Here is a 25635-nt window from a genome sequence, read left to right on the forward strand (position 1 = left end):
CTCCTAAATACGTTTGGGAGTTCGATGAACGTCCAGGTTGCTAGTTTGCTTAGATTGTAAGTGTCTGAGCTGCTTATCAACGTGTAAATGTTTTGTTTGATGATTAACTTGCCCTAGATTGTTCAATTTCAATTCATTGGTTAAGTCATAACTACTATGAATGCATCGGTCAGTTAACGCCCGCATACCCGCATAAAATAACCCCAATAATCCACCAATTAACAGACCAGCAGCTAAGTACACTAATCGACGCGGTGAGACGGCACTTTGGGCTGGAGTCGCCGTCGAAACAATCGTGACATTATTAACCTTGATAATATCCTTAACACGATCTTTAAAAGTTTGCGCAATCTGATTAGCAATCTTAGCCCCGCGTTGTGGGTCCGCATCCAAGACATCAATTGAAAAGACCTGCGAATTTTGATTACTCGTAACACTAACTTCTTTTTTTAATAGCCCTAAAGTTCCATCATAATCAGACCCAGCCGCCAAAACTTCTTGGACCGGCTTTAAAATAACCTGATTCGTAATTAACTCTTTATAAGTCGTAATCATCTGGACATCCGCTTGCTGCGTCGCGTATTGAGTCGCTGCATCCTGCGCATGGCGACTAACTAAAATCTGAACGCTAGCTTTATACTTAGGTGTGACGACATAAAAAGCCAATCCACCAGCAACCAAGAGTCCCCCGATAGTCCACAATAGAATCCCCCGCCAATATTTACGGACAAACCTGATAAAGAAAGTGAAATTTACTGCTTGATCCATTACTCACGCTCCACTCAATTACTGTAAGTTCCAACCGACCAAATTATTTGATTTAAAAGTGACTACAGACTAATCAAAACGACTTTCAGAAAACGTTTAGTAGTTTCTTTCCAGGTATGTACATTTCAAATAATAAATAAGCAATTTGCTTGCACCTATAATCACCATTAATTTCTAGTCTACTTTTTTATTTCAAGTTATACTAAACCAAATTCTCAAAGCCATGTCAATCAGCGAGTTTCAAGCCTTTTAGCAGTTTTTTTATATTTAAAAATTGATTTGTGCAAGTCCTAAATTGGTCCAAATTGATTAAATATAAACTTTTTTTGTGTCTCAAGTAACCCTGGTTAGTTGACATAAATAATTAACATGAATATTTTTGTATCAAGTCTTTTAACTAATTTTGAAACAAAGTCCGCCTGTTTTCATAATTCAATCTATTAACTCGTTATAACAGCACAATCAATAAAAAGGGTAACTTCAAAATTTATTTAACATTTAAAAATAGATTTTTTATAGCAAAGCTCACTATTGCTTTATAATCTAAAACTATTTTTGTATTCGGTTCTTATAACTAATCAGGCTTGAAGCCACTAAAAAGCAGGTTAAAATAAATTTCAACCTGCCACTATCAATCACTATTAAATTGTCTATCAGATCAATCAAATTAAGTCAGATTACGTAAAAAAAGTCAGCTTGGAAAATAGCTACTTTCCAAGCTGACTTTTACTAGCCGCGTCTATAACCCGCCGCTATTAACTACCGAATCCCTTTAATACTAACTTTCTTAGTGTAAACCCGTTTGGCCTTCTGATGCATCGCCATATTAAACTTAACTTTTTTCGGCGCATAGCCAACCCCAATACTACCCGTATACAAAGCCACCCGTGACTTGCCGTTTACCTTATAAGCGCCACGTTTGTAATTCATTGCCATGTTACTTTGTGTCCAGTCCATCGTATACCAACCATGCTGGTGCCGTTCAAGAATCACCGCATTAGCTTTGTTAAAATTAGTTGTTAACGCAACCCGTGTGATACCTTGTGACTTGCCACGATACCAAGTCGTGAGCTTAACCGTCTTTTTTGCGATGACTGTTTTATGTTGATAATGATCACTATCACGATAATACCAAGTCCCCCGTAAAGCTTTCGGTATACTTGTCATCTTGTGACTAGCTGCTTGTGCGCTTGTTGTCGTCATTGGCATCCCAACTAACAACACTAACGCTGCCATCAATCCAACCCGTAAAATTAGCTTGCTCTTCATCATAAAATCCCTCCAAAAATAACTCATCACACCATTTAATCCAACACACATTACTATTCCCTATTTACCTAATTCAACATTCGTCGCCTGTGCAATCCGATTAACCAATCGAATCCCACTAGTTTCATCAGAATCATCGTTCGTATAAATTGCCATCAAGTATCCCTGGCGCGCACCCTTAGACTCAACCACATGCCCCACGCTATTCACGGCCCAATGACCGGCATCGTCAGCATCCAACCAGCCGTTTTTTAGCTCAAAATGCTGGGCGCCTTTCGAGACACCCCAAGCTTGATCACTTGCCACCGTCCCCATCAAACGTTGCGCATATCGACGCGATGCGGAAGACAGATAATGATTCGGATAAAAGATCACTTTCAACAATTGCAACTGATCAGCTGCCGTTGTCGTCGACAAACCCCAGTTAACCGGCGCAGCGTGGCTATGGGTCATGCCCAGATTTTGATACAAGCTGACCAAGGCCGCACTGCCACCTAAACGGTCAAATAACAAATAATCGGCAGAATCGTTATCACTTTGTTGAATCATCTGCGCCGCTTGTTGCTGGTCATTGCCCGACAACGTCACGACACCTTGGTCACGTTGATGTAGCAATTGCACCAAGATGCCCACTTTAATCGTACTAGCCGCACAATACGTCGTCGGCTGGCTTTGGTTCGTATAGTGGTAAGTCTGCCTGGTCGTTGGCGCAAATACCGCCACATCAACTTTAGGGTGCTTAGTCGGCACGGCTGTTTGCCAGCGATGCGTCAAACGATGTTGTAAGCTTACTGGGCGTACTTTTTTGGCCATCTTAGTATCTTTAGGATGACTCGCGATCACTGTTTGCTTGGCCGTTTTTTGACTCGCCTGACTTTGCGGATTTTGCCACAGCCAGACCGCTCCGCCGCCAACCACAGCTGCGATCACCACACCAATTACCCACATTTGCCACTTTAACTGTCGTTTTACTTTCAAGACCTGCACCTCTTGATACCCGACCCCAACGCATCCCCCAATCCGTCACTTAGGCATTTCATTTTTTTATAATCTATCAATAAGCTTAGCATAAACAAGAATTCATTTGTTAACTTTCTTTTCAATTATTTTGACCCACACAAAAAGCGCGACCTAACCAGTTGGTCAGATCGCGCTTTTATGAAGTCCGTGAATTACTGCATCCCGCCATCATCGGCTAAGAAGGTATTCAAGACTTGTTCAACCATATCCCATTCATCATCGGATTCGATCAACTTCAATTCACCGTTGTCACCATCATCGGGATCGAAGATGTAGGCTTGAATGTCTACTTCTTCGTCCGCAGCGGCGTCAGCTGGGTAAATTAAGATATATGAATGACCGAAGTCTTCAGAATCGAACGTAAATAAAATGTTAAATAAGGTTTCATTGCCGTCATCATCAACTAAGGTGATCACGTCATCTTTTTTATTTGGTTTTTGACTCATTGATTAGTTCCTCGCTATCCTTGTGTGAGTTTGCCGTGGCGATCCAAGTAGTTTTGCAAGATCAGGCTTGCTGCTAACTTATCGATCACCTTTTTGCGTTTCTTTCGGGACGTATTCGCTTCTTCCACGAGCATTCGTTCAGCTTCAACCGTTGTCAAACGTTCGTCTTCAAAGTCAATCGGTAAATGGAACCGTTCCGTCAGTAAGTCGCCATAATGCTTAGAAGCCTCTGCCCGCGGACCCAAGCTATTGTTCATATTCTTAGGCAATCCGAGGACAAAGCCACCGGCATCATGTTCTTTAACCAGCTCGGCAACGCGGTCTAAGCCGAATTCTTCTTCATCTTCATTGATGCGAATAATTTCAACGCCTTGCGCTGTCCAGCCGAATACGTCACTAATCGCTACGCCGACTGTTCTGGAACCAACATCCAACCCCATTAACTTCATGCATTAACATCCTTATCTGCCTTCAAATAGGACTTGACAAGTTCTTCAATAATTTCGTCACGCTGGTGCTTACGAATTAAATTCCGAGCATCCTTTAAACGTGGGATATACGCCGGGTCTCCAGATAGTAAGTAACCCACAATCTGGTTAATCGGGTTGTACCCCTTTTCTTGTAGCGCTTCATAGACTGTCGTTAACGTGTCATGGACATCCTTAACGTTGTCATTATCGAAGTTAAAATACATTGTTTTGTCTAACGTACTCATAAAAAAGCACCTCCCGCTAGTTTCCGCTTCTAGTCTATTCTACTAAATGCTTATATGAAGTACAATCAATCCACTTTGATGTAACACATTCGTAATAAAGGGACGCAACTGATAACCTACTTTTCAGCTAACCAAGTATGCGCTGCTTTTAATGCGGCTGGCAACCCAGCGGGCTTCTTCCCACCAGCTTGAGCTAAGGTTGGCCGACCGCCACCGCCGCCACCAACTTGAGGGGCAATCGCTTTGATCAAGTCACCAGCTTTAATGCCGGCCTTAACTTTATCATCACTAACCGCAACTAATAAGTTAACCTTATCGCCGACGACAGCGCCAAGCACTAGCACATCTGAATATTGCTTGGTCTTCCAAGTGTCGGCCAATTGCCGCAATTGATCCATGCCCGAAACTTGAACGGCGGCGGCAATTAAGGTCGTCCCATTAATATCAGCCACATTTTCGAAAACGGCGCCCGCTTGTTGACTCGCTAACTTGCTTTCTAAGCTGGCCGCTTTTTGTTGGGCCGCTTTCAAGTCTGCTTGGAGTTGGCTAACCCGAGCAGTAGTTTCAGCTAATTTTGGTGCTTTAACTTGCGCCGCAATCGTCTTTAACCAGTTTTCTTCATGTGATAATAATTCGAAGGCTTCCTTAGAGGTAACGGCTTCAATCCGCCGAACACCCGCGCCGACCCCGGCTTCAGAAACAATCTTAAAGAGCCCGAGTTCGCTACTGTTCTTAACGTGGGTCCCGCCATCGAATTCGATTGAGTAATCGCCAATCGAAACGACCCGGACAATCTTCCCGTATTTCTGCGTGAAGACCGCAATCGCGCCCATCTTATGACCGGTTTCTTGGTCAGTTTGGATGGCACTAACTGGCAAAGCTGCCCAGATCTTATCATTCACAATCTGTTCAACTTTCGCCAATTCGTCATCGGTCACTTGACCAAAGTGCGTAAAGTCAAACCGCAAGTAGTCAGGTTCAACTAATGAGCCGGCTTGTTGCGTATGGGGTCCTAACACATCGCGTAAGGCTTGATCCAACAAGTGGGTTGCTGTATGGTTCTTTTCAACCTTCGCATGAAAGGCTAAGTCAACGTTTAAGGTGTAAGTAGCGTCTTTATGCATTGGCTTTAAGACTTCAACCGTATGCAAATGCTGCTTATTTGGCGCATTTTGCACGTCAGTCACTTTAGCGACCGTTTGACCATCGGCATCCAAAATGACACCACGGTCAGCCACTTGACCACCCATTTCGGCATAGAATGGGGTCTTGCTGAAGATCATTTCAGCCGTTCCGCTCGTCACATCATCAACCAACTTTTCATCAACGATAATATCGTTTAAAACGCCTTGCACGTCGGTCAATTCATCGTAGCCCACGTAGTCACTCGGCGTTTTTAAGTTGATTAACAAGCTTCGTTGTACGCCCATTGATTTGGCATTACTCCGAGCATTCCGGGCCCGGTCACGTTGGGCTTTCATCTCAACTTCAAAGCCAGGTTCATCGACCTTTAAGCCTTCATCACCCGCATATTCCTTCGTTAATTCGAATGGGAAGCCGTACGTATCATACAACTTGAACGCATCCACACCTGGCAACGTATCTTGACCAGCTTGCTTCGTATCCGCAATCAATTGGTTCAATAAGCTTAGGCCATCATTCAAGGTTTCGTTGAAACGACTTTCCTCAGAACTGACAATTTTGGCCACGTAATCGGCATTCTTCAAGACATCCGGATAATGGGACTTCATGATTTCCCCAACGATTGGCACTAATTGGTCTAAGAAAGCATCCTTTAAGCCCAACTTTTGCCCATGTAAAATAGCCCGCCGAATCAAGCGCCGAATCACATAGCCACGGCCTTCGTTTGACGGTAAAGCGCCATCACTAATGGCAAAAGTAATCGTCCGGGCATGATCAGCAATAACTTTAAAGGACACATCGTCTTGCGCGTTGTCGCCATAATGCTTACCAGCACTTAATTCCTCTGTCTTATGGATAATTGGTAAGAATAGGTCGGTTTCAAAGTTAGTTGGCGCATTTTGGAAAATCGAAACGACCCGTTCGAGGCCCATCCCCGTATCAATGTTTTTCCGCGGTAGCGGTTCGTAAGTGCCTTCCGGCGTATGGTTGAATTGTGAGAACACAATGTTCCAAACTTCCAAATAACGTTCATTTTCCCCGCCAGGATAATTCTCAGGATCGTCGTCAGCCAAGTTATTGAAGCTTTCACCACGATCGTAGAAGATTTCGGAATCTGGCCCAGAAGGCCCTTGACCGATATCCCAGAAGTTATCTTCAACCTTAATAATATGATCCGGTTTAACCCCAGTGGCTTCCCATTCTTTGATAGCATCGGTATCTTTAGGGTAGACCGTCATATAGAGCTTTTCAGGATCCCAGCCAAACCATTTTGGTGAGGTCAATAGTTCCCAAGCCCAAGCAATGGCTTCTTTCTTGAAGTAATCGCCCACTGAGAAGTTCCCGAGCATTTCAAATAACGTATGATGCCGAGCAGTCCGCCCAACATTTTCAATATCGTTGGTCCGAATACTCTTTTGCGAGCTGGTCATTCGTGGATTATCAGGCACAACGGAGCCATCAAAATACTTCTTCATCGTGGCAACCCCAGAGTTGATCCACAATAACGTTGGATCATCGACTGGAACTAATGACGCACTGGGCACGATGGTATGGCCTTTTTCGTGGAAAAAGTCCAAGTACATCTGCCGAATTTCACTACTGCTTAATTTTTTCATGTAACCTATGGCACCCTTTCTAAACTGTCGTTTTAAGGCAAAAAAACACCGTTGCTAGTAAAGACGCTGTTAACGCGGTACCACTTTACTTGCAACGATGTGTTCGTTTACCTCTTAAGCTCATTAACGCTGAGACACGGACTGGTTAGCCAGTCATTGAATCATTCGGTAGCATTTTATCGACACCGCACTTTTCACAGCGACCAAAGTGTTTCTGAACTGATATGCCGATAAAATATATCCTTACTCTGCAAAGTATAGAAAAATTAAGGGACATTGTCAACCGCTAACGCGCGTTAACTTAACCTTTCCGGTCTTTACGCGCTTTACGAGCTGAAGCCCGTTGCTCAATCCGCCGATCCATCCGGGCCTTATCAGAAATCTTAGTCCGAATCCGGCGTTTGTAACCTGGTTTGACTTTCTTCTTGGCATTCTTCACGTAACTAATCAAACTTGGATCGAGCTTGTCTTGATGTTGTTTCCGTTTGTCACGCCGGTTCCGGTCATAACTATCCACGATTTCGCCATCGCGAATGGCTTTGGGCTTGAACTTAATCCCTAAGGCTTCAACGGCACTGACCTTGTCTTCTTCACCAGGGCTATAAAGCGTGATCGCCGTCCCCGGCATCCCGTTACGGCCAGTCCGACCAACCCGATGAATAAAGAATTCCAAATCAGTTGGAATATCATCATTAATGACGTGTGAAACCCCTTCAATATCAATCCCACGTGAGGCTAAATCAGTCGCCACCACAAATTGATACTTCAAGTTTTGGACATCACGCATGACCCGTTTGCGTTCCCGTGGTTTGATATCACCATGGATCATCGCCACCGTTAAGCCTTGCCCCTTCAAGTAATGGGCGATTTGTTGGACCCGTTCCTTGGTATTGGCAAAGATCAAGACCAAATAAGGTTCCCCAATCGTCAATAAACGATAAATGATACTGTTCTTATCATGACTCTTGGTCGAAATCAACCAGTTATCAATGGTTGGACTAATCACCGATTCCACTGGAATTTCTTCCATCACTGGATTATTCATATACTTCTTCAAAAATGGCGTCAATTTTTGTGGCATTGTTGCTGAGAAGACTAACATTTGTAAGTCCGCTGGCATCCGCCCGGCAATCTGGTCAACGACATTTAAGAAGCCTAAGTCTAACGTCATATCAGCTTCATCGACAACTAATTGGGTAGCCGTATGAATATTCAACGCTTGGGCGCGAATCAAGTCTAAAATCCGCCCTGGGGTCCCAATAACCAATTGCGGCTGGTGCCGATTTAACTTCGTGACTTGTTCTTGCTTATCCGTCCCACCAACGTATAACCCAATATGAATCGCTTTAGGGCTATGTTGGACTAATTGCTTCGCCGCGGCTTGAATCTGGTAGGCTAATTCACGGCTTGGCGTGGTGATCACAGCTTGTACGCGACGTTCATCTGCATTCAATTGGTTAATCATCGGTAATAGGAACGTATGCGTCTTCCCACTCCCAGTGGCAGATTGACCAATGACACTCCGGCCAGCCGCAATTACTGGAATTAATTTTTCTTGCACAGTTGTTGGCTTGCGGAAGTTAATCTCTTGCAACGCCTGCATAATAAATGGTTGTAACTTAAAATCATTAAAACTTGCGGTCATTATTAAACCTCTTTCTCGTAATCCCGGGCAACTTGGTCGAGTTCACGTACGACCGTTTCAATTTCGGCCTGGTCTTTAGCTTTGGCCCCACTTGCCATGGGATGGCCGCCACCGCCATGCAACTTGGCAACGCCGTTGATCGATGGGCCTTTTGAACGTAGCCGAATCCGGAAGTCGCCTTCCTTTTGTTGAACAAAGATGGCCCATGACTTGACCGTATCAATGCGGCCAGGTAATGGCACAACGCCAGCCGTGCTGGCATCCCCAATTTCAAACGAGTCCATGATGTCGTTGGTCAAGATAACATACGCGGCCCCTGAGTCTAATTGGGTCAAATGTTCATAGACATAGGCCGACAATCGGGCAACCGGCAAGGTAATCGTATCTTCAATCCGGTTAACGGCCGTGGCATCGGCGCCAGCTTCCATTAAAGCTGCCGCAGCCCGCAACGTACTTGGCTTAGTCGCATCATATAAGAAACGACCGGTATCCCCAACAATCCCGGCATACAGCAACTTCGCCGCATCGGCCGTTAAGGTCAATTCTGACTTGAAAGCCGCATAGAATTGATAGATCAATTCACTGGTACTAGATGCATCGACATCGACCCATTGGGGATCACCGAAGGCATCGTCATTAGGATGATGGTCAATTTTGACCAATGCATTCCCAGCTTGATAGAATTCCCCATCAATCCGTGGTTGATTAGCGGTATCTAACACCATGACTAAAGCATCTTGATAATCGGCTTCCGTTACGGTATCCATCTGGCCTAACCAGTCAAAGCCATGGTATTGTTTTCCAGGTGCTAAGACCTTTTTATCTGGAAAGCTCGCTTTAATAATTTCGGCCAACCCTAATTGACTCCCAATCGCATCGGGATCAGGGCGTTGATGGCGTTGAATGATAATCGTTTTTGCTTGTTTGATTAAATTTAAAATTTCTGTTTGGACGGTCATAATAGTCCTTCCTGTTTGTTCAAGATTTGCTGATGGCTTAAAACTGCCATAGTACCCTAGTATACCGAAGTTTTAGCTGAACGCCAAATGAATTAGTTATCGTGCGGATATAAGGGTAACGTTAAGTTTTCAAAAGCTAACGGCGCTAAGCCCGTCAAAGTAATCCCTAATAACCGAATCCCGGTGTCAAAATGACTGTCGACAACTTCATCGAAAATTTCTTCAGCATATTGATCCAAAATAACCGGATCATTTGGCAAAAACTCACTAAAAGTCCGGCGTTTGGTAATCGTCACAAAGTCCCCATAGCGTAATTTTAAGACTAATGTTTTGCCATGCCGTTGATGATCTTGCATCGTCGTACTGACTAAGTTGGCAATCGTTTTTAAATGCGTATTAACTTCCGTTTGAGTTTGCAGAAATGGCCCAAACGTCCGCTCCTTACCAATTGACTTCCGTTCTCGCAAATACTCGACTGGCCGATCGTCACTTCCCCGCACACGGCGGTACAAGATATAGCCCAGCTTACCAAAATGTTGAATCAAATCCATTTCAGTCCGCTGATAAAGCTCCGCCCCTGTCAAGATCCCTAAATCATGCATCTTAGGGACGGTCTTCTTCCCAACACCGCGAAACTTTTCAATCGGTTCGCGTAATAAAAAGGCTTCTGCGTCTTGTGGCAACACAATCGTCACTCCAGCTGGCTTACGGTAATCGGACGCCAACTTAGCGATAAACTTGTTATAGGAGATTCCCGTCGAACACGTCAGGTGGGTCTTATGCCAAATCTCTCGCTGCAACTGGTGCGCCAATTGCACCGCACTACGAATGTGCGGCTTGTTTTCGGTCACGTCCAAATAAGCTTCATCAAAAGCAATCGGTTCGATCTTATCGGTATACTCATGGAAAATTTCATGAATTTGGGCTGAAACTTGCTTATATAACGGAAAGTCGGGCGTCTTAAAAACTGCTTTGGGGCAGAGTTCTAAGGCTTTTTGCGCTGGCATCGCGGAATGGACCCCATACTTGCGGGCCACGTAGTTCGCCGTTGTAACGACGCCCCGCCCACCCGTTTGACGCGGATCATGTGCAATCACCAGTGGCTGGGTCTTATAAGCTTCGTGCTCGCGTTCTTCAATCGAGGCATAAAAGGCATCCATATCCACATGAATAATTTTTCGACTAGTATCAATTTGAATCGGCGCCTCAATAATCGATTGAGCCATCGCACAGCACTCCCTTCATTCGTTTCGTTAGCTTTAATTATAACTGAACATACGTTCATTAGGCAACTTTAACGCCGTTGATAGCCGCTTTGGTTGGCCTGGAGTGATGCTGGAACGTGGTGGCCACGTTTGTGAGCCAAAGAGTGGTCTCATAAGCCGGGCTTTGACTAACCCGGAAACCCACCGGCTAAGTCAAACGACACCCCTGAGCCAATACTGGCCCGCCCGGCGTTAACTGACCGTAAACTCACCAATTTAATCAACCAACTCAACTAAAAACGACCCACTCATCAGCGCAATTAACTTTCCAATCCTAGTGCTTGGGTTCATGAGTACTAGCTAACACGCTGCAGTCCTTCCTTTAATGACCACTTAAGCCTAAAAAAATAAGCCCAAGTCCAAAATTGGACTCAAGCTTATGATTAAGGCATTATTTTGCTTCAGAATCAGCACTATCAGCTTCACTAGTGACTTCTGCATCAGCACTCGTGGCACTTTCAGCGTCAGTACTAGTCGCGGCAGCAGATTCAGCTGCCGCCCCACTAGCAGGTGCGACCGTTTGGCCAGCATCAGCAGGGGTCACTTTAGCTAAAGCAGTCATATCGAAGACCAAGAAAATACCGTCACAATCTAAAGTAACTGTCTTTTCAGCTTCGTTGACTTCATCAACGACACCATGTAAACGGCCAATCGTAGTGACTTTGTCGCCGCGTTTAACTTTACTTAACATGTTTTGGTGTTGTTGTTGTTGTTTCCGTTGTGGCCGGATCATGAAGAAGTATAAGAATGCAAACATCACAACGATGAATACAATCGACATGGTTTGACCGCCAAAAACGCCGGCCCCTAATAAAATGTTCATTTAAGAATCGCTCCTAATCTATGTTTGACTATCTTTAACTTTAACAAATTACACTAAAAATTACTAGCATTGCTAGAAGTTTTTGGCATTTTTCTCGTTAAAGCCGTACATTTCGAAAAAGTTTTCGCGGAATTCTAGTAAGTTATCGTCCATGATGGCTTGCCGAACTTGCTTCATCAGGTGCAACAAGAAATATAAGTTATGATAACTAGTTAACCGCAATCCGAACGTTTCATCTGCTTTGATCAAATGCCGAATATAAGCCCGCGTGTAATTGCGACAAGTGTAACAGTCACAATTTTCATCCAATGGCGTAAAGTCATGCGCGTATTTGGCATTCTTCACCACTAAGCGACCGTGTGACGTCATACAAGTCCCGTTCCGGGCAATCCGTGTTGGCAAGACACAGTCAAACATGTCAACCCCACGAATGGCCCCGTCGATCAAGGCGTCAGCTGACCCGACACCCATCAAATAACGGGGTTTCGTCTCAGGCAATAATGGTGTCGTAAAGTCGAGCACGTGGTTCATCTCAGCTTTAGATTCACCAACTGACAAGCCCCCGATAGAATATCCAGGGAAGTCCATGCTCACTAAATCTTTGGCGCTTTGTTCCCGCAGATCTTTAAAACCGGCCCCTTGAACGATCCCAAATAAGCCTTGATAATCAGGATGTTGATGGACCTTCAAGCCCCGTTCAGCCCAGCGACTCGTCCGTGCCACAGACTTCTGCACGTAATCGTAGCTTTCAAAGAAAGGTGGACATTCATCCAAACTCATCATAATATCGGGTCCCAGGTCATTTTCAATCTGGATGGCCTTTTCTGGTGATAAGAAACGTCGATCACCACTCAAATGATCCTTGAAGTGGACCCCTTCTTCAGTAATATCACGGTTTTTAGCCAATGAGAAGACTTGGAAGCCCCCCGAATCAGTTAAAATACCCTTTTTCCAATTCATGAACTGGTGTAACCCGCCAGCTTCTTTAACAATCTGTTCACCCGGCCGTAACCAGAGGTGATACGTATTCGATAAGATCACGCCAGCCCCCATCGCATCGAGTTCTTCGGGTGCTAGGGATTTGACACTTGCCTGCGTGCCGACTGGCATAAACATGGGTGTTGGAAACGTCCCATGTGGCGTAATCAGCTCACCGAGCCGTGCACCAGTGTGTTTCTCTTTTTTAATTAAGCGGTATTTAATTGCCGGTTCCATATAATTCCTCCGTAGTGTCCGTTTTGCTTTGAATATGATAGCACGAAATCTATCCATGAGCTAGCGTTGACCATAGGCTAGCCCACGGGTTGGATAATAAAAGAAGACCAGCACTAAGTCTGATCTTCTCCCGCACTTGTCTAATTAATGAATAAACATCGCATCGCCAAAACTAAAGAAGCGATACTTTTCGTCAATGGCATGTTGATAGGCCTTTAAAATCATATCACGGCCAGTAAAGGCGGCCACTAACATGACTAAAGTTGATTTTGGCAAATGGAAGTTGGTAATAAATGCGTCCACGACTTTCCATTGATAGCCCGGTTTAATAAAGATGTCGGTCCAGCCAGAATCCGGCTTGATCTCACCATTAAACTTCGAACCGATCGTTTCAAGTGTCCGAATCGAAGTCGTCCCGGTCGCGATAATCCGACCACCGTTAGCGCGAACGTCATTAAGCGTCTTCGCAGCATCTGCATCTAATCGATAAAATTCACTGTGCATTTTGTGGTCTTCAATGTTATCTTCTTCCACTGGTCGAAAGGTTCCTAAGCCAACGTGTAAGGTCAAGTAGACTAACTTAACGCCCTTGTCTTGAACTTTCTGCAGTAAGTCCTTCGTCCAGTGTAAACCGGCAGTTGGTGCGGCCGCTGAGCCATTTTCCTTCGCGTACACCGTTTGATAACGGTCGGGATCATCCAACTTGGCTTTGATGTAAGGGGGCAATGGTGTTTCGCCCAAGCTTTCCAGAATTTCCATGAAGATGCCATCATAATGAAATTCAATCAAGCGAATGCCATCTTCTTTTTCAGCTGTCACCGTGGCCGTCAACTTGCCATCACCAAATGAAATGACTGTGCCGACATGGGCGCGCTTGGCTGGCTTCATTAACGTTTCCCATTCGTCGCCTTCGGTATTATGCAGTAATAAAACTTCAGCATGGCCGCCAGTTTCGGGTTTAACCCCGTATAACCGAGCCGGCATCACCCGCGAGTTATTCATGACAACCGCATCGCCGGGATTCAATTGATCGATAATATCGTAAAAGTGCTTATCTTGCATCTCACCGGTGTGACGGTCTAGTTCTAATAACCGCGACGTATCCCGTTCCTTAATTGGGGTTTGGGCAATTAATTCATGGGGCAAATCATAGTCAAAATCTTCAAGTGTTAAACTCATTCCTGTGACCTCTAATCTAGTTTATTTCTGATCTGGGTAAGGTACGCCCAGATGTTGATACCCTTTCATCGTGACGACTCGACCGCGTTGTGTCCGCTTTAAGTAGCCGATTTGTAACAAATACGGTTCAACGACTTCGGCAATCGTATCGGTTTCTTCCCCGATATTGGCCGCAATCGTGGCTAAGCCCACCGGACCACCATCGTAATAATCCAGCATAGTTCGTAAAAGCTTGTTATCCGTTTCATCCAAACCAGCCTCATCCACCCGTAAGTAAGTCAACGAGCGACTAACAATCGCTTCATCAATCGCATTTTGATCCGCGACTTCGGCAAAATCTCGAATTCGTTTAAACAAGCGGTTTGCAATCCGTGGCGTGCCACGTGACCGCCGCGCAATTTCATGCGCCCCGGATGGCTTGATCGACGTTTGGAAAATATCAGCAGTGCGCTTAACGATAGCTTCCAAATCATCAACTTCGTAATAAGCCATGTGTTCAACAATGCCGAACCGATCCCGTAACGGCGCCGACAGCATCCCAGCACGCGTGGTAGCCCCAATTAAGGTAAACGGCGGCAACGGAAAATGCACCGGATGGGCAGTCGGTCCTTGACCAACCACAATATCGACATAGAAATCTTCCATTGCGGAATACAGCATTTCTTCAACAATTTTAGGCAGTCGATGAATCTCATCAATAAATAAGATATCACCTGGCTGCAATTCATTCAAGAGTGCCACCAAATCGCCGGGCTTTTCAATGGCCGGACCACTAGTTGTACGAATCTGAACCTGCATCTCATTAGCAATCACCATCGCTAACGTTGTCTTCCCTAAACCTGGCGGCCCATATAGTAAGACGTGATCGAGGGATTCTTCACGTTTACGGGCTGCCTCAATATAGACCCCTAATTCATGTTTAACCCGATCCTGACCGATATACTGTGCAAGCAGTTGCGGACGTAGCGACTGTTCAAGTGACGCTTCCGCATCATCGGTCTTGTCACCGGATAATATGTTGTCATCGGCCAATTAAATCCCTCCTACTTCGTTAATAATCGTAAGCCTTCACTTAATAATTGATTCGTATCCGCGGCATTGGCGGTCGCAAAGGTCGTTAACTTCGACGTGATCCGCTTCACATCACGGGCAGAATACCCTAGCGCTTCTAACGCTGCTAGTGCATCAGCTAAGGCGCCATCAGCGACTGGTGCCTCAACACTCAATGCCGTCTGACCAGTCACGTCAACATTTAAATCTTTTAATTTATCTTTCAAGTCTAACACGATTTGTTGCGCGGTCTTCTTACCGACCCCTGGAAAACTCGTCAAATACGTGGCATTGCCTTGATTAATGGCTTGAATCAAACCCGAATGATCATTATTGGCTAAAATTGCCAAGGCTGACTTCGGCCCGATTCCCGAGACATTTAATAATTTTTCGAATAAGGCTTTTTCATCGGCATCATAAAACCCAAATAATGACATTCCGTTATCGCTAACCGCCTGATGAATAAACATTTTAACGGCGGTTGCGCCGACTTCATACCGATAGGGGTTGGCGGTTAAGACCTTATAGCCAATCCCGGCCACTTCAATCACGACGAATGCCGGCGTTACATCCGTAATCTGGCCTAATAAATATTCATACACAGTCATAAACTCCTTTAATAAAACGTATGTTTGCTCGCTAAATTGTACCATAAAACCCGGGTCACTTAATAGATTAGGGTCACGAAATCCCTTTGATTTTTAATAAAAAACAATCGTTACAGCTTGCTGATTCAGTCACCGACATGCTATGCTCATCTTCTGAGGAGTTGAACAATCATGCAATTAAAGCCTTTTACCGCAGTGTTACCCACAACTAGCGGTCTTGAAAAAATCACTACTGGCACCACGGCAGACTGGACGGCCGCCGATGAACAGATCCAGACAGCCCCAGCCTACTATTGGTATGAACTAACAAACCACGGCATTCATCAGTGGCGGTTAATCGCCAATTGGACCACACCAGCTACGGTCACGACCATGGCCCCGGCCGCCATCAATACCGTTTTATATTCCCAACAACCCGTCATCGAAATGTTAATCGACGACTGGGTCGGACATTTTCCTAAAGCCTGTGACGTCACCGATCCAACAGGAACGACCCACCGGCTGTGGCAGATCACCGATGCCGATGTGCTAGCTGACATTACGGAAACGATGGCCACCGTGACGCCGCGCCAAACCTGGCTCACGACCACCCCGACACCATTAGTCATGCTAATTGCGGAACCGGAATGGGCCAAGTTTGAGCAACCATTGACGATGCCAGCACACTTGATTCGCTTGGGCTAACATCGGATAACTTAAAAACAGATATGCTTGGTGCTAGTTGGTTTAAATTGCCACTCTAGTTGGCCCAGAATCGGCTGGAACGTGGTGGCTGCGTTTTCGGGCCATAGTGCGGTCTCGAAAGCCGGGCTTTAATTAATGGAAATTAAAAAATGAGCGTTTAAAAAAAGTCGGTACGACCTGGTCTCCACCAAGTCATACCGACTTTTTTTGTTCATTAATGTCAACTTAGTGTGACCGTCGTTGCAGCGGTCGGCGCCACCAAACTTGCCAACTAGCAATGACAGCCGTTACGACTAAACTCAATACGGTTAAGCTCCCACCTAAGACTAACCCAGGCGTGCGGTAACGTAGCTTGATATCGTGCTTACCGGCAGCTAATCGGGCCCCGACAAAGCCATCATTGACCTGTTGTGTTTTGACTGAGCGACCATCAACTTGCAATTGCCAGCCCGTCGAATATGGAATCGACGTGGTCAAAACAGTTGGCCGCTGACTAGTTTTAGTCTGACCAGTCACTTGGTTATTAGTGACCTTTAAGTTAGTTAAGCCCTGCTGCTGTAGCCGCGAAGTCTCCGATTGATAGGTTGCCCCAAATGGGACTGCGACCAGCTTGGCATGTTTGAAATGAATGCCTTGCATATTGGTAAAGTCTAGCGTAATCGTCTTTCGCAACCGATCGCTATAACCTAAATTAAAGACCGCCGCATGCCGTTGCTCATAATCAGACATATTGGTTGTCCCTAATTGATCGAAATCTACCGAATTGTCAACGGTTTTGGCCGTTAACGTGTACCCGCTGGCGCTCAGACTATCCTTGATGCCATCCCGAAATTGATTAACTTGATCTAGTTTCGTATTGGGCCGGGCATTAAAGACCGTGCTAGCATCACTTGTCTGCAAGCTTTGACCAATCGAAGATCGATCATAAGTGATCCCCGTCAACGATAAATACAATTCTGACTGCCGATACTTTTCAGGATGCTTGATTTTTAACTGATACGACAGCTGGTTACCTTGCACATCACTTGTCAGACTCGTTAACCGTTGCCGATTTGCCGTCGTCGTGCGATCAACGATGGCTTGATTGGTTTTAATTAACTGCTGAACCGCCGCTGACGGCCGCGTCATTTTGGTTGCCGGCGCCAAAGCTTGTCGCTGCTTCGTTGTTAACGTCGTCGCATCGGCTTTGAGACCAGAAACGCCATTCGACGTCCCCGCCGCATGTTGCATCCGATAAATGATGACTTTATCAGTCGTATCCAAAACACTACTGTCATCAACTTGTACTTGATAATCAACTGGTTGACTACGTTTGACTGGCGTGATGGTTGGCACCCCCGCCAGCTTAGTCGTCGTTAACGCCCCTTGTAGCATAGCTTGTTCCCGGTCGACCGGCGATAATTGCTGATAAGCGGCCGTAGAGAACTGTTGTGCTTGGGTATAGACCAGTGGCAACGTCTGGTTCGACTTTAGAATCACCGTTCCGGTATGATTACTCAGGCCATAAACAAATTTATCCGGATAAACTTTGACCTGACCATTAGCTGATTTAACCGGAGTATAGCCCGCCGGAATTGACTGATTAGTCAGTTGATCAGCCCGCGCAAATAAATACTTGACCCCTAACAAACTATTTAAGGTTGTCCGTTCATTTAAACTGCCTAAAGGCGCATTCATGGCATATTCCACATTGCCAACGGACTGACTCAACTGACCAAGGGCGGCACTTTGAACTGAGAAGTAAGACCCCACTGTATGGGTGCCTAAAACCATCGGAATATTATTACCGGCTGAACGAATCGTATAGTAATTTGGCATTAAGTTTGTTCGATAAAACCCACTTTTGGGCAATCCTGTATTCGCATCGTCCAAATAGTGTTTGACCCAAGTCAGCGCCGTTCCCCGGCGAATCTGTTCACTAGCGCCGGAAGTTGTATTAATACTGAGCCAGCCCAACCCATTAGTCATCAGGTTAAGCATCACCAGCCCCATTAATAGCCCACGATATTGCCATGGTGGCAAGCTAAAGATCCGTTGTAGTAACACAAAAATCACCAATGCCAATATCACTAAGAAGGTGGCAATATCATGTTTACGAATATTTAAATAAAAACCGTTGACGACCCAAATAACGGCAATTAAGCCCAAGCTGAACCCCGCCAACCATTTCAAATCGTCACGCGTTAACGTTGGCAATTGATCCACTAAAATCATCGTCACATAGGCAAAGACGAGGGTCGCCATCAATAACCAGCGATTGGACGGTGAGGAAAAAACATTGAAGACCGCCGCAAAAGCGGGCACCAAGATACCAATGGCCATGCCGACAATAACCACGTTAATATAAAAATACTGTTTAAAGTGACGTAAGCTGTAAATCAACCCCAGCCAGCTAATCCCACTTAAACCTAAAGTAACCCAATATTGAACCCCACCACCGTTGGTCAGCAGGCAGTTTGGCAGATTAACGTAATAATTAATTGGATAGGTCCACAGCCCGTTTGCAAAATCAAAACTGGTCCGCGTTGCATGCAGCATTGCTAATAGCGTCGGTACTAAGATCACGCCAGCCATCGCAACGCCTAAACTAACTGCCCCTAAGAAACGGCCTAATAATTGTTTAAAAGCCGGTATCGGCTGCTTTTCAGCAATCAATTGCCAATAACGGATACCCACATAAATCAAGCTACCTAAAGCCAATAAATAAGCAAAATAAAAATTACTCATAATGACAATACCCGTCAGCACGGTCAATGGCCACCAAGCGCGGCCATGCAAGACCCGTTCAATCGCCCAGCATAGTAGTGGGAACCAGATCATCGGTAATAAGAAAAAGGGATGGTGCATACTGACATAGAATGTGTAGGCCGTAAACGTATACGTTAAAGTCCCAATCAAACGGCTTAATCGACTGAACTTAAACTGGCCACTAAACCCTAAGAACGCTAGCCCAATCGTATAAAAGCGGAGAAAAATCAAGCCCTGGTAGCCGGCTTCCAGCTGGGCATGTGGGATCAACGCCACGAGATAGTTAAACGGATCACCGACCACATAATACGCAAAGGTCGTTAGTTGATCCGCCCCCAAACCGAGATTCCACGACCAGCTAAATAACCCTTGTTGGCTAGGATGCTGTAAGATCTTTTGAAATTCAACCAAAATTGGAAAGTGTTGGGCAATTCCGTCGACTTCCCAAATCAAGGTCCGTCCCGCTAAAAATAAACTGCCAAAGGTCATCGTCACAATGATGACGAACCCCAGCGAGTACCAGCCCCATAGCGGTAGTCTGCGTAATTTAGTCAACTGAACCCCCCTCTTTTTTCGGTGGTCACCCACCAGTCCCCATTCATTTCTGAAAATAAGTATAAAAGTAGTTTACCATGAATTCAGCCGTTAACTGGGCTTCATCACTAACCTTTAACCTAACTTTGCTAATTTGTGACTTAATAGTTACACAAAACCAAAAAGTCTGCTAACAGTTACACACCGTTAACAGACTTTTTACAATAAAACTGATTTTTAGTTAATTAACTCGCCCAACGCGCAATCTTAATTGTGACTTTGCGCCGTATGGCTATCTTGAATCCGTTTGAACATCTTTTCCATATCAGAATTCGTAAAATGAACCGTCACCGGCCGGCCGTGTGGGCAATTAAAGGGATTCTCACAGGTCGGTAACTTTTTAAGCAATGCCCGTGCTTGTTGATCATCCAAATGATGATTGGCTTTGATGGCACGTTTACATGACATCATAATCGCCGTTTTCTCCCGAAATTGGGCCACGGTTAACTTATCATCATTCAAGACCCAATCAATCATTTCTTTAATCGTGTCTTCCTCTTGTCCCGCCTTAAACCAAGTCGGATGCGCGTGGACAATAAAGCTATTACCACCAAACGGCTCCAAGTGTAGCCCTAATTCGGCTAGTAACGGCAACTGCTCTTTAATTTTCAACACATCACTGGTGGGATAATCCAGAATGATTGGGACTAACAAGTTTTGTTGGTCCGCACTGACTTCGCCAATGGCTTGGCGATAATATTCATAGTTAATCCGTTCTTGGGCCGCATGTTGATCCAAGATATACATGCCATCATCGGCTTCCGCCAACAAATAAGTGCCATGCATCTGACCTAGATAACGTAACGTTGGAAAGCGCTCCGATGACTCAGTGGCGTCAGCCGGTGCAGATTCCGCTGGCATCGCCACCCTAGCCGGTTTAGCCGCTGGTTGTCCAAATGGCAACGCCGGCGTCTCATGTTGATACTTTGCATCAAATTCAGCAACCATGGGCGTCTTTAACTCATTGCGGGCGGCAATCATAATCGGTTCAGTAGGCGCCGTGCTGGGCTGTTGATCCGCTAAATGTGCGGCTGACTTAGCCGGCGTGGCGGCCATTGAAGCCGTCGCAGGTGCAGGTGTCACTTCAGCGGCAGGCGTTGCCATTGATGCCGGTGTCGCCCGCGTTAAAGCTGGGCCAACTGGCAACGGTTGATGCTGCGATGACGCAGCATTTAAATCCATCGCTAACTGATCCGTATTCAAACGTTCCCGCCGATGACTGCCCAGATTGGTCAGTGCCGATGGAATCAAATTGACGTTCGCTAACCGTGCCGTAATCGTGGTACTGATCAGTTTCGCCAACTCGGGTTCTCTGCTTAACCGGACTTCTTGTTTTGTTGGATGCACATTCACATCGACCAAAAGTGGATCCATTTGAATCGCCACCACAGCAATCGGGTAACGACCGACCATCAACTTGGAACCATAGCCTTTAATCACTGCTTTGGTCAACTGTTGATTCTTGATAAACCGGCCATTGATCAAAAGTGAGATATACTGGCGACTCGCACGGGTTAACTCTGGTAACGCCACATAACCCGTCACCTGATAATCATCTGACTCACCAGTAATGGCGACCATCTTGCGTGCATTTTGCACGCCGTAAATGCCGGCAATAACTTGCTGCAGGTCGCCACGACCAGCTGTTTTCAGCAATTCTTTATGGTTATGAACGAGCCGAAATGCCACTTGCGGATAGCTCAAAGCTAAGCGATTAACGATATCTAAAATATTAGCCAATTCTGTTTGCGCTGACTTCAAGTATTTTAAGCGGGCCGGCGTGTTGAAGAACAAGTCAGTCACACTAATATCGGTCCCTTTACGTAAGGGGGCCGGTGCTTGCTTCAATAATTTGCCGCCGCGATAATGAATACTGGTGCCAGTCGTCCCGTTACTCGTATTCAAAACGACATCGGCAATAGACGCAATACTAGGCAACGCTTCACCACGAAAGCCCAACGACTGCACACGAAATAGATCAGCTCGTGACGTGATTTTACTCGTTGCATGTCGTTTAAAGGCAATCAAAACGTCGTCTTCGGCAATCCCGTCACCATCATCGATCACTCGAATCGACTGAATACCGGCTTCCGCGACCATCACATCAATCTGGGTGGCATGCGCATCCAACGCATTTTCAACCAGTTCTTTAACGACTGACGCGGGCCGTTCAATCACTTCGCCCGCGGCAATTTGATCCGCTAATACGGATGATAATTCATGAATTTTACTCATCACGTTCAGCCTTTCTCACTTAAACCTTACTTCGTTAACTTTTGTTGCCATTTGTAGAGTTGATTCATCACGTCCATCGGGGTCATCGCCATTAAGTTCAATTGTTTCAACTGTTGAATGACCTTTTCACTCTTGGTATCAGTCACAGTCGGCTCTGCAAATAACGATAATTGTTCTTCTGGTGCGGGCGTTGCCGCGACTGCCGCTGGGGCACTATCCGCCGTTTCATCGGGGACAATCGTTTCAGCAGGTTCAACCGGCGTACTTGCGGATGAACTAACTGGCGCTACCTGCGTTGAAACTGTACTCCCTTGTTCTTCTAAGCTGGCCAAGATCTTATTGGCGCGCTTTAATAAGTCCGCTGGCATGCCAGCTAATTTAGCCACGTGCACCCCGTAAGATTTATCGGCAGCACCGGCTTCAACTTTATGCAAGAAGACCAGCTCACCATTTTGCTCTGTCGCCCCCACATGGACGTTTTGCAGTCCGGCCAATTCTTGATCTAGCGCGGTTAATTCATGATAATGCGTTGAGAATAATGTTTTGGCATGAATATTGTTATGCACAAATTCAATAATAGCTTGGGCTAACGCCATCCCATCGTAAGTCGCCGTCCCCCGCCCAATTTCATCAAATAAAATCAGACTATTGGCGGTGGCATGCTTCAACGCATTGTTGGCTTCCTGCATTTCGACCATAAACGTACTTTGCCCTGAAATCAGATCATCAGTCGCCCCAATCCGGGTAAAGATTTGATCAAAGATCGGCAACTGGGCTTTTTTCGCCGGCACGAAACAACCAATCTGCGCCATAATGACCGTTAATGCTAATTGTCGCATATACGTACTTTTACCAGACATGTTCGGCCCAGTAATCAGCATGACCGTCTCATCGGGAGCCATCTTCACGTCATTGGGCACATAGCTCTGGTTACCCATCACTTTTTCAACGACCGGATGCCGGCCATCAATTAGCTCTAAGTCATGTGACTTCGTTAGCGTTGGTCGGACAAAGTGGTAGTCTTCACTAACGACCGCAAAGCTTTGCAACACGTCAATCGCAGCAACGGCCTTAGCTAACGTTTGAAGCCGTTTAATCGCCCCTTTAACCGTTTCTCGCACTTTTGTAAATAAGGTATACTCCAACTGTGTAGAATGGCTCTCAGCCTCTAATATCAAGCTTTCATGTTCTTTTAACTCTGGTGTGCTAAAGCGTTCAGCGTTCGTCAACGTTTGCTTCCGTTCATACCGGTCCGCTGGTAATTGGGCTAAGTTGGCTTTCGTCACTTCGATATAGTAACCAAAGACCCGGTTGAAGCCGATCTTTAAGTTCTTAATCCCCGTCACTTGGCGTTCCTGTGCTTCCAAAGCCGCAATCCACTTTTTCCCATTATTCATGGCATCCCGATACTTATCGAGTTGCTCGTCATAGCCATCTTTGATAACCCCACCATCGGTCACCGATAAGGGTGCTTCGTCAACAATGGCCCGGTCGATCAGATCCGCCACATCTTCCACGGGATCTAGCCGACTGACTTCATCCTTAAAGACGTCAGCATCTAATTCCGCCAAAATATAACGCAACTTCGGTACTTGGCGTAAGGACGTCTTTAGTTGAATCAAATCGCGACCATTCACACTGCCAAATGCGACCCGGCCAGCTAACCGTTCGAGATCGTAAACTTTGGTGAGTTCTTCTTGTAAATTACTACGTTCAAAATAATGTTCTAATAATGCCGCAACTTTATTTTGTCGCGTCTCAATATCAGCTTTCACGATCAACGGCCGATCTAGCCATTGCTTTAATAATCGGCCACCCATCGCCGTTTTAGTCTCATCTAGCAACCACAATAAGGTCCCTTGCTTTTTACCAGTCCGAATCGACCGCATTAATTCCAAATTATACTTGGAATTATGATCGAGCTTTAAGAAATATGAGGGCTCATAGGCAATTGCCTTTTGTAAATGCGCCAGACTCCGCTTTTGGGTCACGTTGATATACATCAACAAATGTTCAACCACTTGCTGCTCTAAAGCGACCGTTAAATCTTGCGTTAAATAGCTGAGTTCCGCTTGGGGTTCAACCTTATTTTGCTCCGAAATTAAGATGCCGAGTGCTTTAATCTGGGTGCGTAACTCGGTTGGTACTGTCTCATCAACGACAATTTCCTTAGTTTGCAGACTCGTTAATTCATTAACCAACGCGTCATTAGTCGTTAACAAGCTCGTTTTGAGTTCCCCCGTCGACAGATCGGCGTAAGCAAATCCATATTGACCGGCGGCTTGAACTAACGCGGTCAAATAGTTATTCGACTTCGCTTGTTCCGCCCCACGTTCGAGTGTCGTCCCAGGTGTGACCAACTGGATGACTTCACGCTTGACCATCCCTTTAGCCAGTTTAGGATCTTCCATCTGCTCACAAATAGCGACCTTATAGCCTTTATCAACTAAAATATCAATATAATTTTGAACCGCTCGATGTGGCACCCCACACATAGGAATGGGATTGGCGGCGGAATGGTTCCGCGTCGTCAAAGTTAATTCTAAAAGTTGCGCGCCTTTAATGGCATCATCAAAAAACATTTCATAGAAATCCCCGAGCCGATAAAACAAAAAGGCATCGGGATATTGATTTTTAACTGCAAAATACTGCTTCATCATTGGCGTTTCTTTTGCTTTTGTTGACACTTTGGTTCCTACTTTCTATGACCTAAATTAATCGTCAAAATAAGGGTGATCAGGGTTAATTAAGACCCGTTGAATCTTCTTAGCATGACCAGTCTTGCCATCTAAATCAATGACACAACCGGATAAGACTGCCGGACTGTCTTCTTGCACATTGAACCGCGTTGGCATCTGATCCAGAAAACGACTAATGACGTTTTCACGTGTCATCCCTAAGATACCATTATATGGCCCCGTGAAACCCACATCCGTTAAGAAGGCGGTCCCGCCAGGTAAGATCCGATTATCACTCGTCTGCACATGCGTGTGCGTCCCGACCACAGCGCTGACTTGACCATCTAGATACCACGCCAATGCTTCTTTTTCGCTGGTGGTTTCGGCATGCATATCAATAAAGATATTCGCCGTTTGCTGACGCAATTCATCGACCACGGGTTTGACCGTGGTAAATGGGTTCGCTAAGTTTTGACCCATGAACACGTTACCTTGCAAGTTAATCACAGCTAACTTTTCCGCATTAACCTTTAAGATCGTATAACCGACACCCGGAGTCGTTTCGGCTGGAAAGTTCAACGGGCGGACTAACTTCTTCGCGTCCCCAATAAAATCAAAAATTTCATTGTTATCCCAAGTATGATTGCCCATCGTAATCACATCGGCACCAGCTGTTAAGAAATTTTTATAAACTTCTTGATTAATCCCGCGACCTCGCGTGGCGTTTTCACCATTCACAATCGTGACTTGTGGCTTATAGCGCCGCTTGAGCTTAGGTAAGTACGTTTCAATGGCGTCTTGGCCAACGTTACCCATGACATCACCAACAAATAAAATTCGCATATGTTCTCCCTTGTTTGACTGTTATAACAATTATTTTAGCATTAATCACCCGAAAATGCGGTGTCCGGCTTGGTATTATTTTACTTAACGGCCCTGACCAGATCACCAATCGTAAAAAAATAAGCCTAAGAC

Annotated in this window: 20 protein-coding genes; 1 reads left to right on the forward strand and 19 read right to left on the reverse strand. The window is 45.5% G+C overall.

Annotated elements, in window-relative coordinates; translation table 11 throughout:
* Window positions 1–3: 3 nt before the first annotated feature.
* From FFM77_RS04560 to ruvA, 15 genes are all read right to left on the reverse strand, one after another.
* Window positions 4–768 carry a YveK family protein gene (locus FFM77_RS04560; protein WP_137634572.1) on the reverse strand — a complete coding sequence of 255 codons (765 nt, stop codon included), beginning with the start codon at window positions 766–768 and terminating at the stop codon, window positions 4–6.
* A gap of 759 nt (window positions 769–1527) precedes the next feature.
* Window positions 1528–2037: a hypothetical protein gene (locus FFM77_RS04565; protein ID WP_137634573.1), complete on the reverse strand. Its 510-nt coding sequence runs from the start codon at window positions 2035–2037 to the stop codon at window positions 1528–1530.
* 60 nt (window positions 2038–2097) lie between these two features.
* Window positions 2098–3015 carry a serine hydrolase gene (locus tag FFM77_RS04570; RefSeq protein ID WP_137634574.1) on the reverse strand — a complete coding sequence of 306 codons (918 nt, stop codon included), beginning with the start codon at window positions 3013–3015 and terminating at the stop codon, window positions 2098–2100.
* 194 nt (window positions 3016–3209) lie between these two features.
* Window positions 3210–3503 carry a DUF1292 domain-containing protein gene (locus tag FFM77_RS04575; RefSeq protein WP_137634575.1) on the reverse strand — a complete coding sequence of 98 codons (294 nt, stop codon included), beginning with the start codon at window positions 3501–3503 and terminating at the stop codon, window positions 3210–3212.
* A gap of 14 nt (window positions 3504–3517) precedes the next feature.
* Window positions 3518–3952, reverse strand: a complete 435-nt coding sequence (ruvX, locus tag FFM77_RS04580) for a Holliday junction resolvase RuvX (protein ID WP_137634576.1) — start codon at window positions 3950–3952, stop codon at window positions 3518–3520.
* On the reverse strand, window positions 3949–4218 hold the full coding sequence (locus FFM77_RS04585) for an IreB family regulatory phosphoprotein (protein ID WP_137634577.1): 270 nt from the start codon (window positions 4216–4218) through the stop codon (window positions 3949–3951). The genes ruvX and FFM77_RS04585 overlap by 4 nt, the downstream gene beginning before the upstream one ends.
* Window positions 4219–4334: 116 nt before the next feature.
* Window positions 4335–6977, reverse strand: coding sequence for an alanine--tRNA ligase (gene alaS, locus FFM77_RS04590; RefSeq protein WP_137634578.1), 2643 nt, complete (start codon window positions 6975–6977; stop codon window positions 4335–4337).
* A 301-nt stretch (window positions 6978–7278) separates the two neighbouring features.
* The gene (locus tag FFM77_RS04595) at window positions 7279–8622 is read right to left on the reverse strand and encodes a DEAD/DEAH box helicase (protein WP_137634579.1); all 1344 of its coding nucleotides are present in this window, start codon (window positions 8620–8622) and stop codon (window positions 7279–7281) included.
* Between the two features lie 2 nt (window positions 8623–8624).
* Complete coding sequence (locus FFM77_RS04600) at window positions 8625–9581, reverse strand: DHH family phosphoesterase (protein ID WP_137634580.1); 957 nt, start codon at window positions 9579–9581, stop codon at window positions 8625–8627.
* A 92-nt stretch (window positions 9582–9673) separates the two neighbouring features.
* Window positions 9674–10807 (reverse strand): DNA polymerase IV, encoded by a 1134-nt coding sequence (gene dinB / locus FFM77_RS04605; protein ID WP_137634581.1) that lies wholly within the window; start codon window positions 10805–10807, stop codon window positions 9674–9676.
* Between the two features lie 430 nt (window positions 10808–11237).
* Entirely contained in the window at window positions 11238–11669 is a 432-nt protein-coding gene (yajC, locus tag FFM77_RS04610; protein ID WP_223876780.1) for a preprotein translocase subunit YajC, read from the reverse strand.
* 72 nt (window positions 11670–11741) lie between these two features.
* The gene (tgt, locus tag FFM77_RS04615) at window positions 11742–12884 is read right to left on the reverse strand and encodes a tRNA guanosine(34) transglycosylase Tgt (RefSeq protein ID WP_137634582.1); all 1143 of its coding nucleotides are present in this window, start codon (window positions 12882–12884) and stop codon (window positions 11742–11744) included.
* A gap of 144 nt (window positions 12885–13028) precedes the next feature.
* Entirely contained in the window at window positions 13029–14063 is a 1035-nt protein-coding gene (gene queA / locus FFM77_RS04620; RefSeq protein ID WP_137634583.1) for a tRNA preQ1(34) S-adenosylmethionine ribosyltransferase-isomerase QueA, read from the reverse strand.
* A 21-nt stretch (window positions 14064–14084) separates the two neighbouring features.
* A complete protein-coding gene (gene ruvB, locus FFM77_RS04625) occupies window positions 14085–15095 on the reverse strand; it encodes a Holliday junction branch migration DNA helicase RuvB (protein ID WP_137634584.1) in 1011 nt (336 codons plus the stop codon).
* 11 nt (window positions 15096–15106) lie between these two features.
* Window positions 15107–15715, reverse strand: coding sequence for a Holliday junction branch migration protein RuvA (gene ruvA / locus FFM77_RS04630; protein ID WP_137634585.1), 609 nt, complete (start codon window positions 15713–15715; stop codon window positions 15107–15109).
* 177 nt (window positions 15716–15892) lie between these two features.
* Between ruvA and FFM77_RS04635 the strand changes: the two genes are divergently transcribed.
* The gene (locus tag FFM77_RS04635; protein ID WP_137634586.1) at window positions 15893–16405 is read left to right on the forward strand and encodes a DUF1015 family protein; all 513 of its coding nucleotides are present in this window, start codon (window positions 15893–15895) and stop codon (window positions 16403–16405) included.
* Between the two features lie 225 nt (window positions 16406–16630).
* On the opposite strand, the gene FFM77_RS04640 is transcribed toward FFM77_RS04635, so the two are convergent.
* The 4 genes from FFM77_RS04640 to FFM77_RS04655 form a co-directional block, all read right to left on the reverse strand.
* A complete protein-coding gene (locus tag FFM77_RS04640) occupies window positions 16631–19708 on the reverse strand; it encodes a YfhO family protein (RefSeq protein ID WP_137634587.1) in 3078 nt (1025 codons plus the stop codon).
* Between the two features lie 246 nt (window positions 19709–19954).
* On the reverse strand, window positions 19955–21982 hold the full coding sequence (gene mutL / locus FFM77_RS04645; protein WP_137634588.1) for a DNA mismatch repair endonuclease MutL: 2028 nt from the start codon (window positions 21980–21982) through the stop codon (window positions 19955–19957).
* A gap of 26 nt (window positions 21983–22008) precedes the next feature.
* Window positions 22009–24642 carry a DNA mismatch repair protein MutS gene (gene mutS, locus FFM77_RS04650; protein ID WP_171001562.1) on the reverse strand — a complete coding sequence of 878 codons (2634 nt, stop codon included), beginning with the start codon at window positions 24640–24642 and terminating at the stop codon, window positions 22009–22011.
* A 54-nt stretch (window positions 24643–24696) separates the two neighbouring features.
* On the reverse strand, window positions 24697–25503 hold the full coding sequence (locus FFM77_RS04655; RefSeq protein ID WP_137634590.1) for a TIGR00282 family metallophosphoesterase: 807 nt from the start codon (window positions 25501–25503) through the stop codon (window positions 24697–24699).
* Between the last annotated feature and the right edge of the window lie 132 nt (window positions 25504–25635).

The organism is Lactiplantibacillus songbeiensis (assembly GCF_005405125.1).
In the GTDB taxonomy this organism is placed as follows: Bacteria; Bacillota; Bacilli; order Lactobacillales; family Lactobacillaceae; genus Lactiplantibacillus; species Lactiplantibacillus songbeiensis.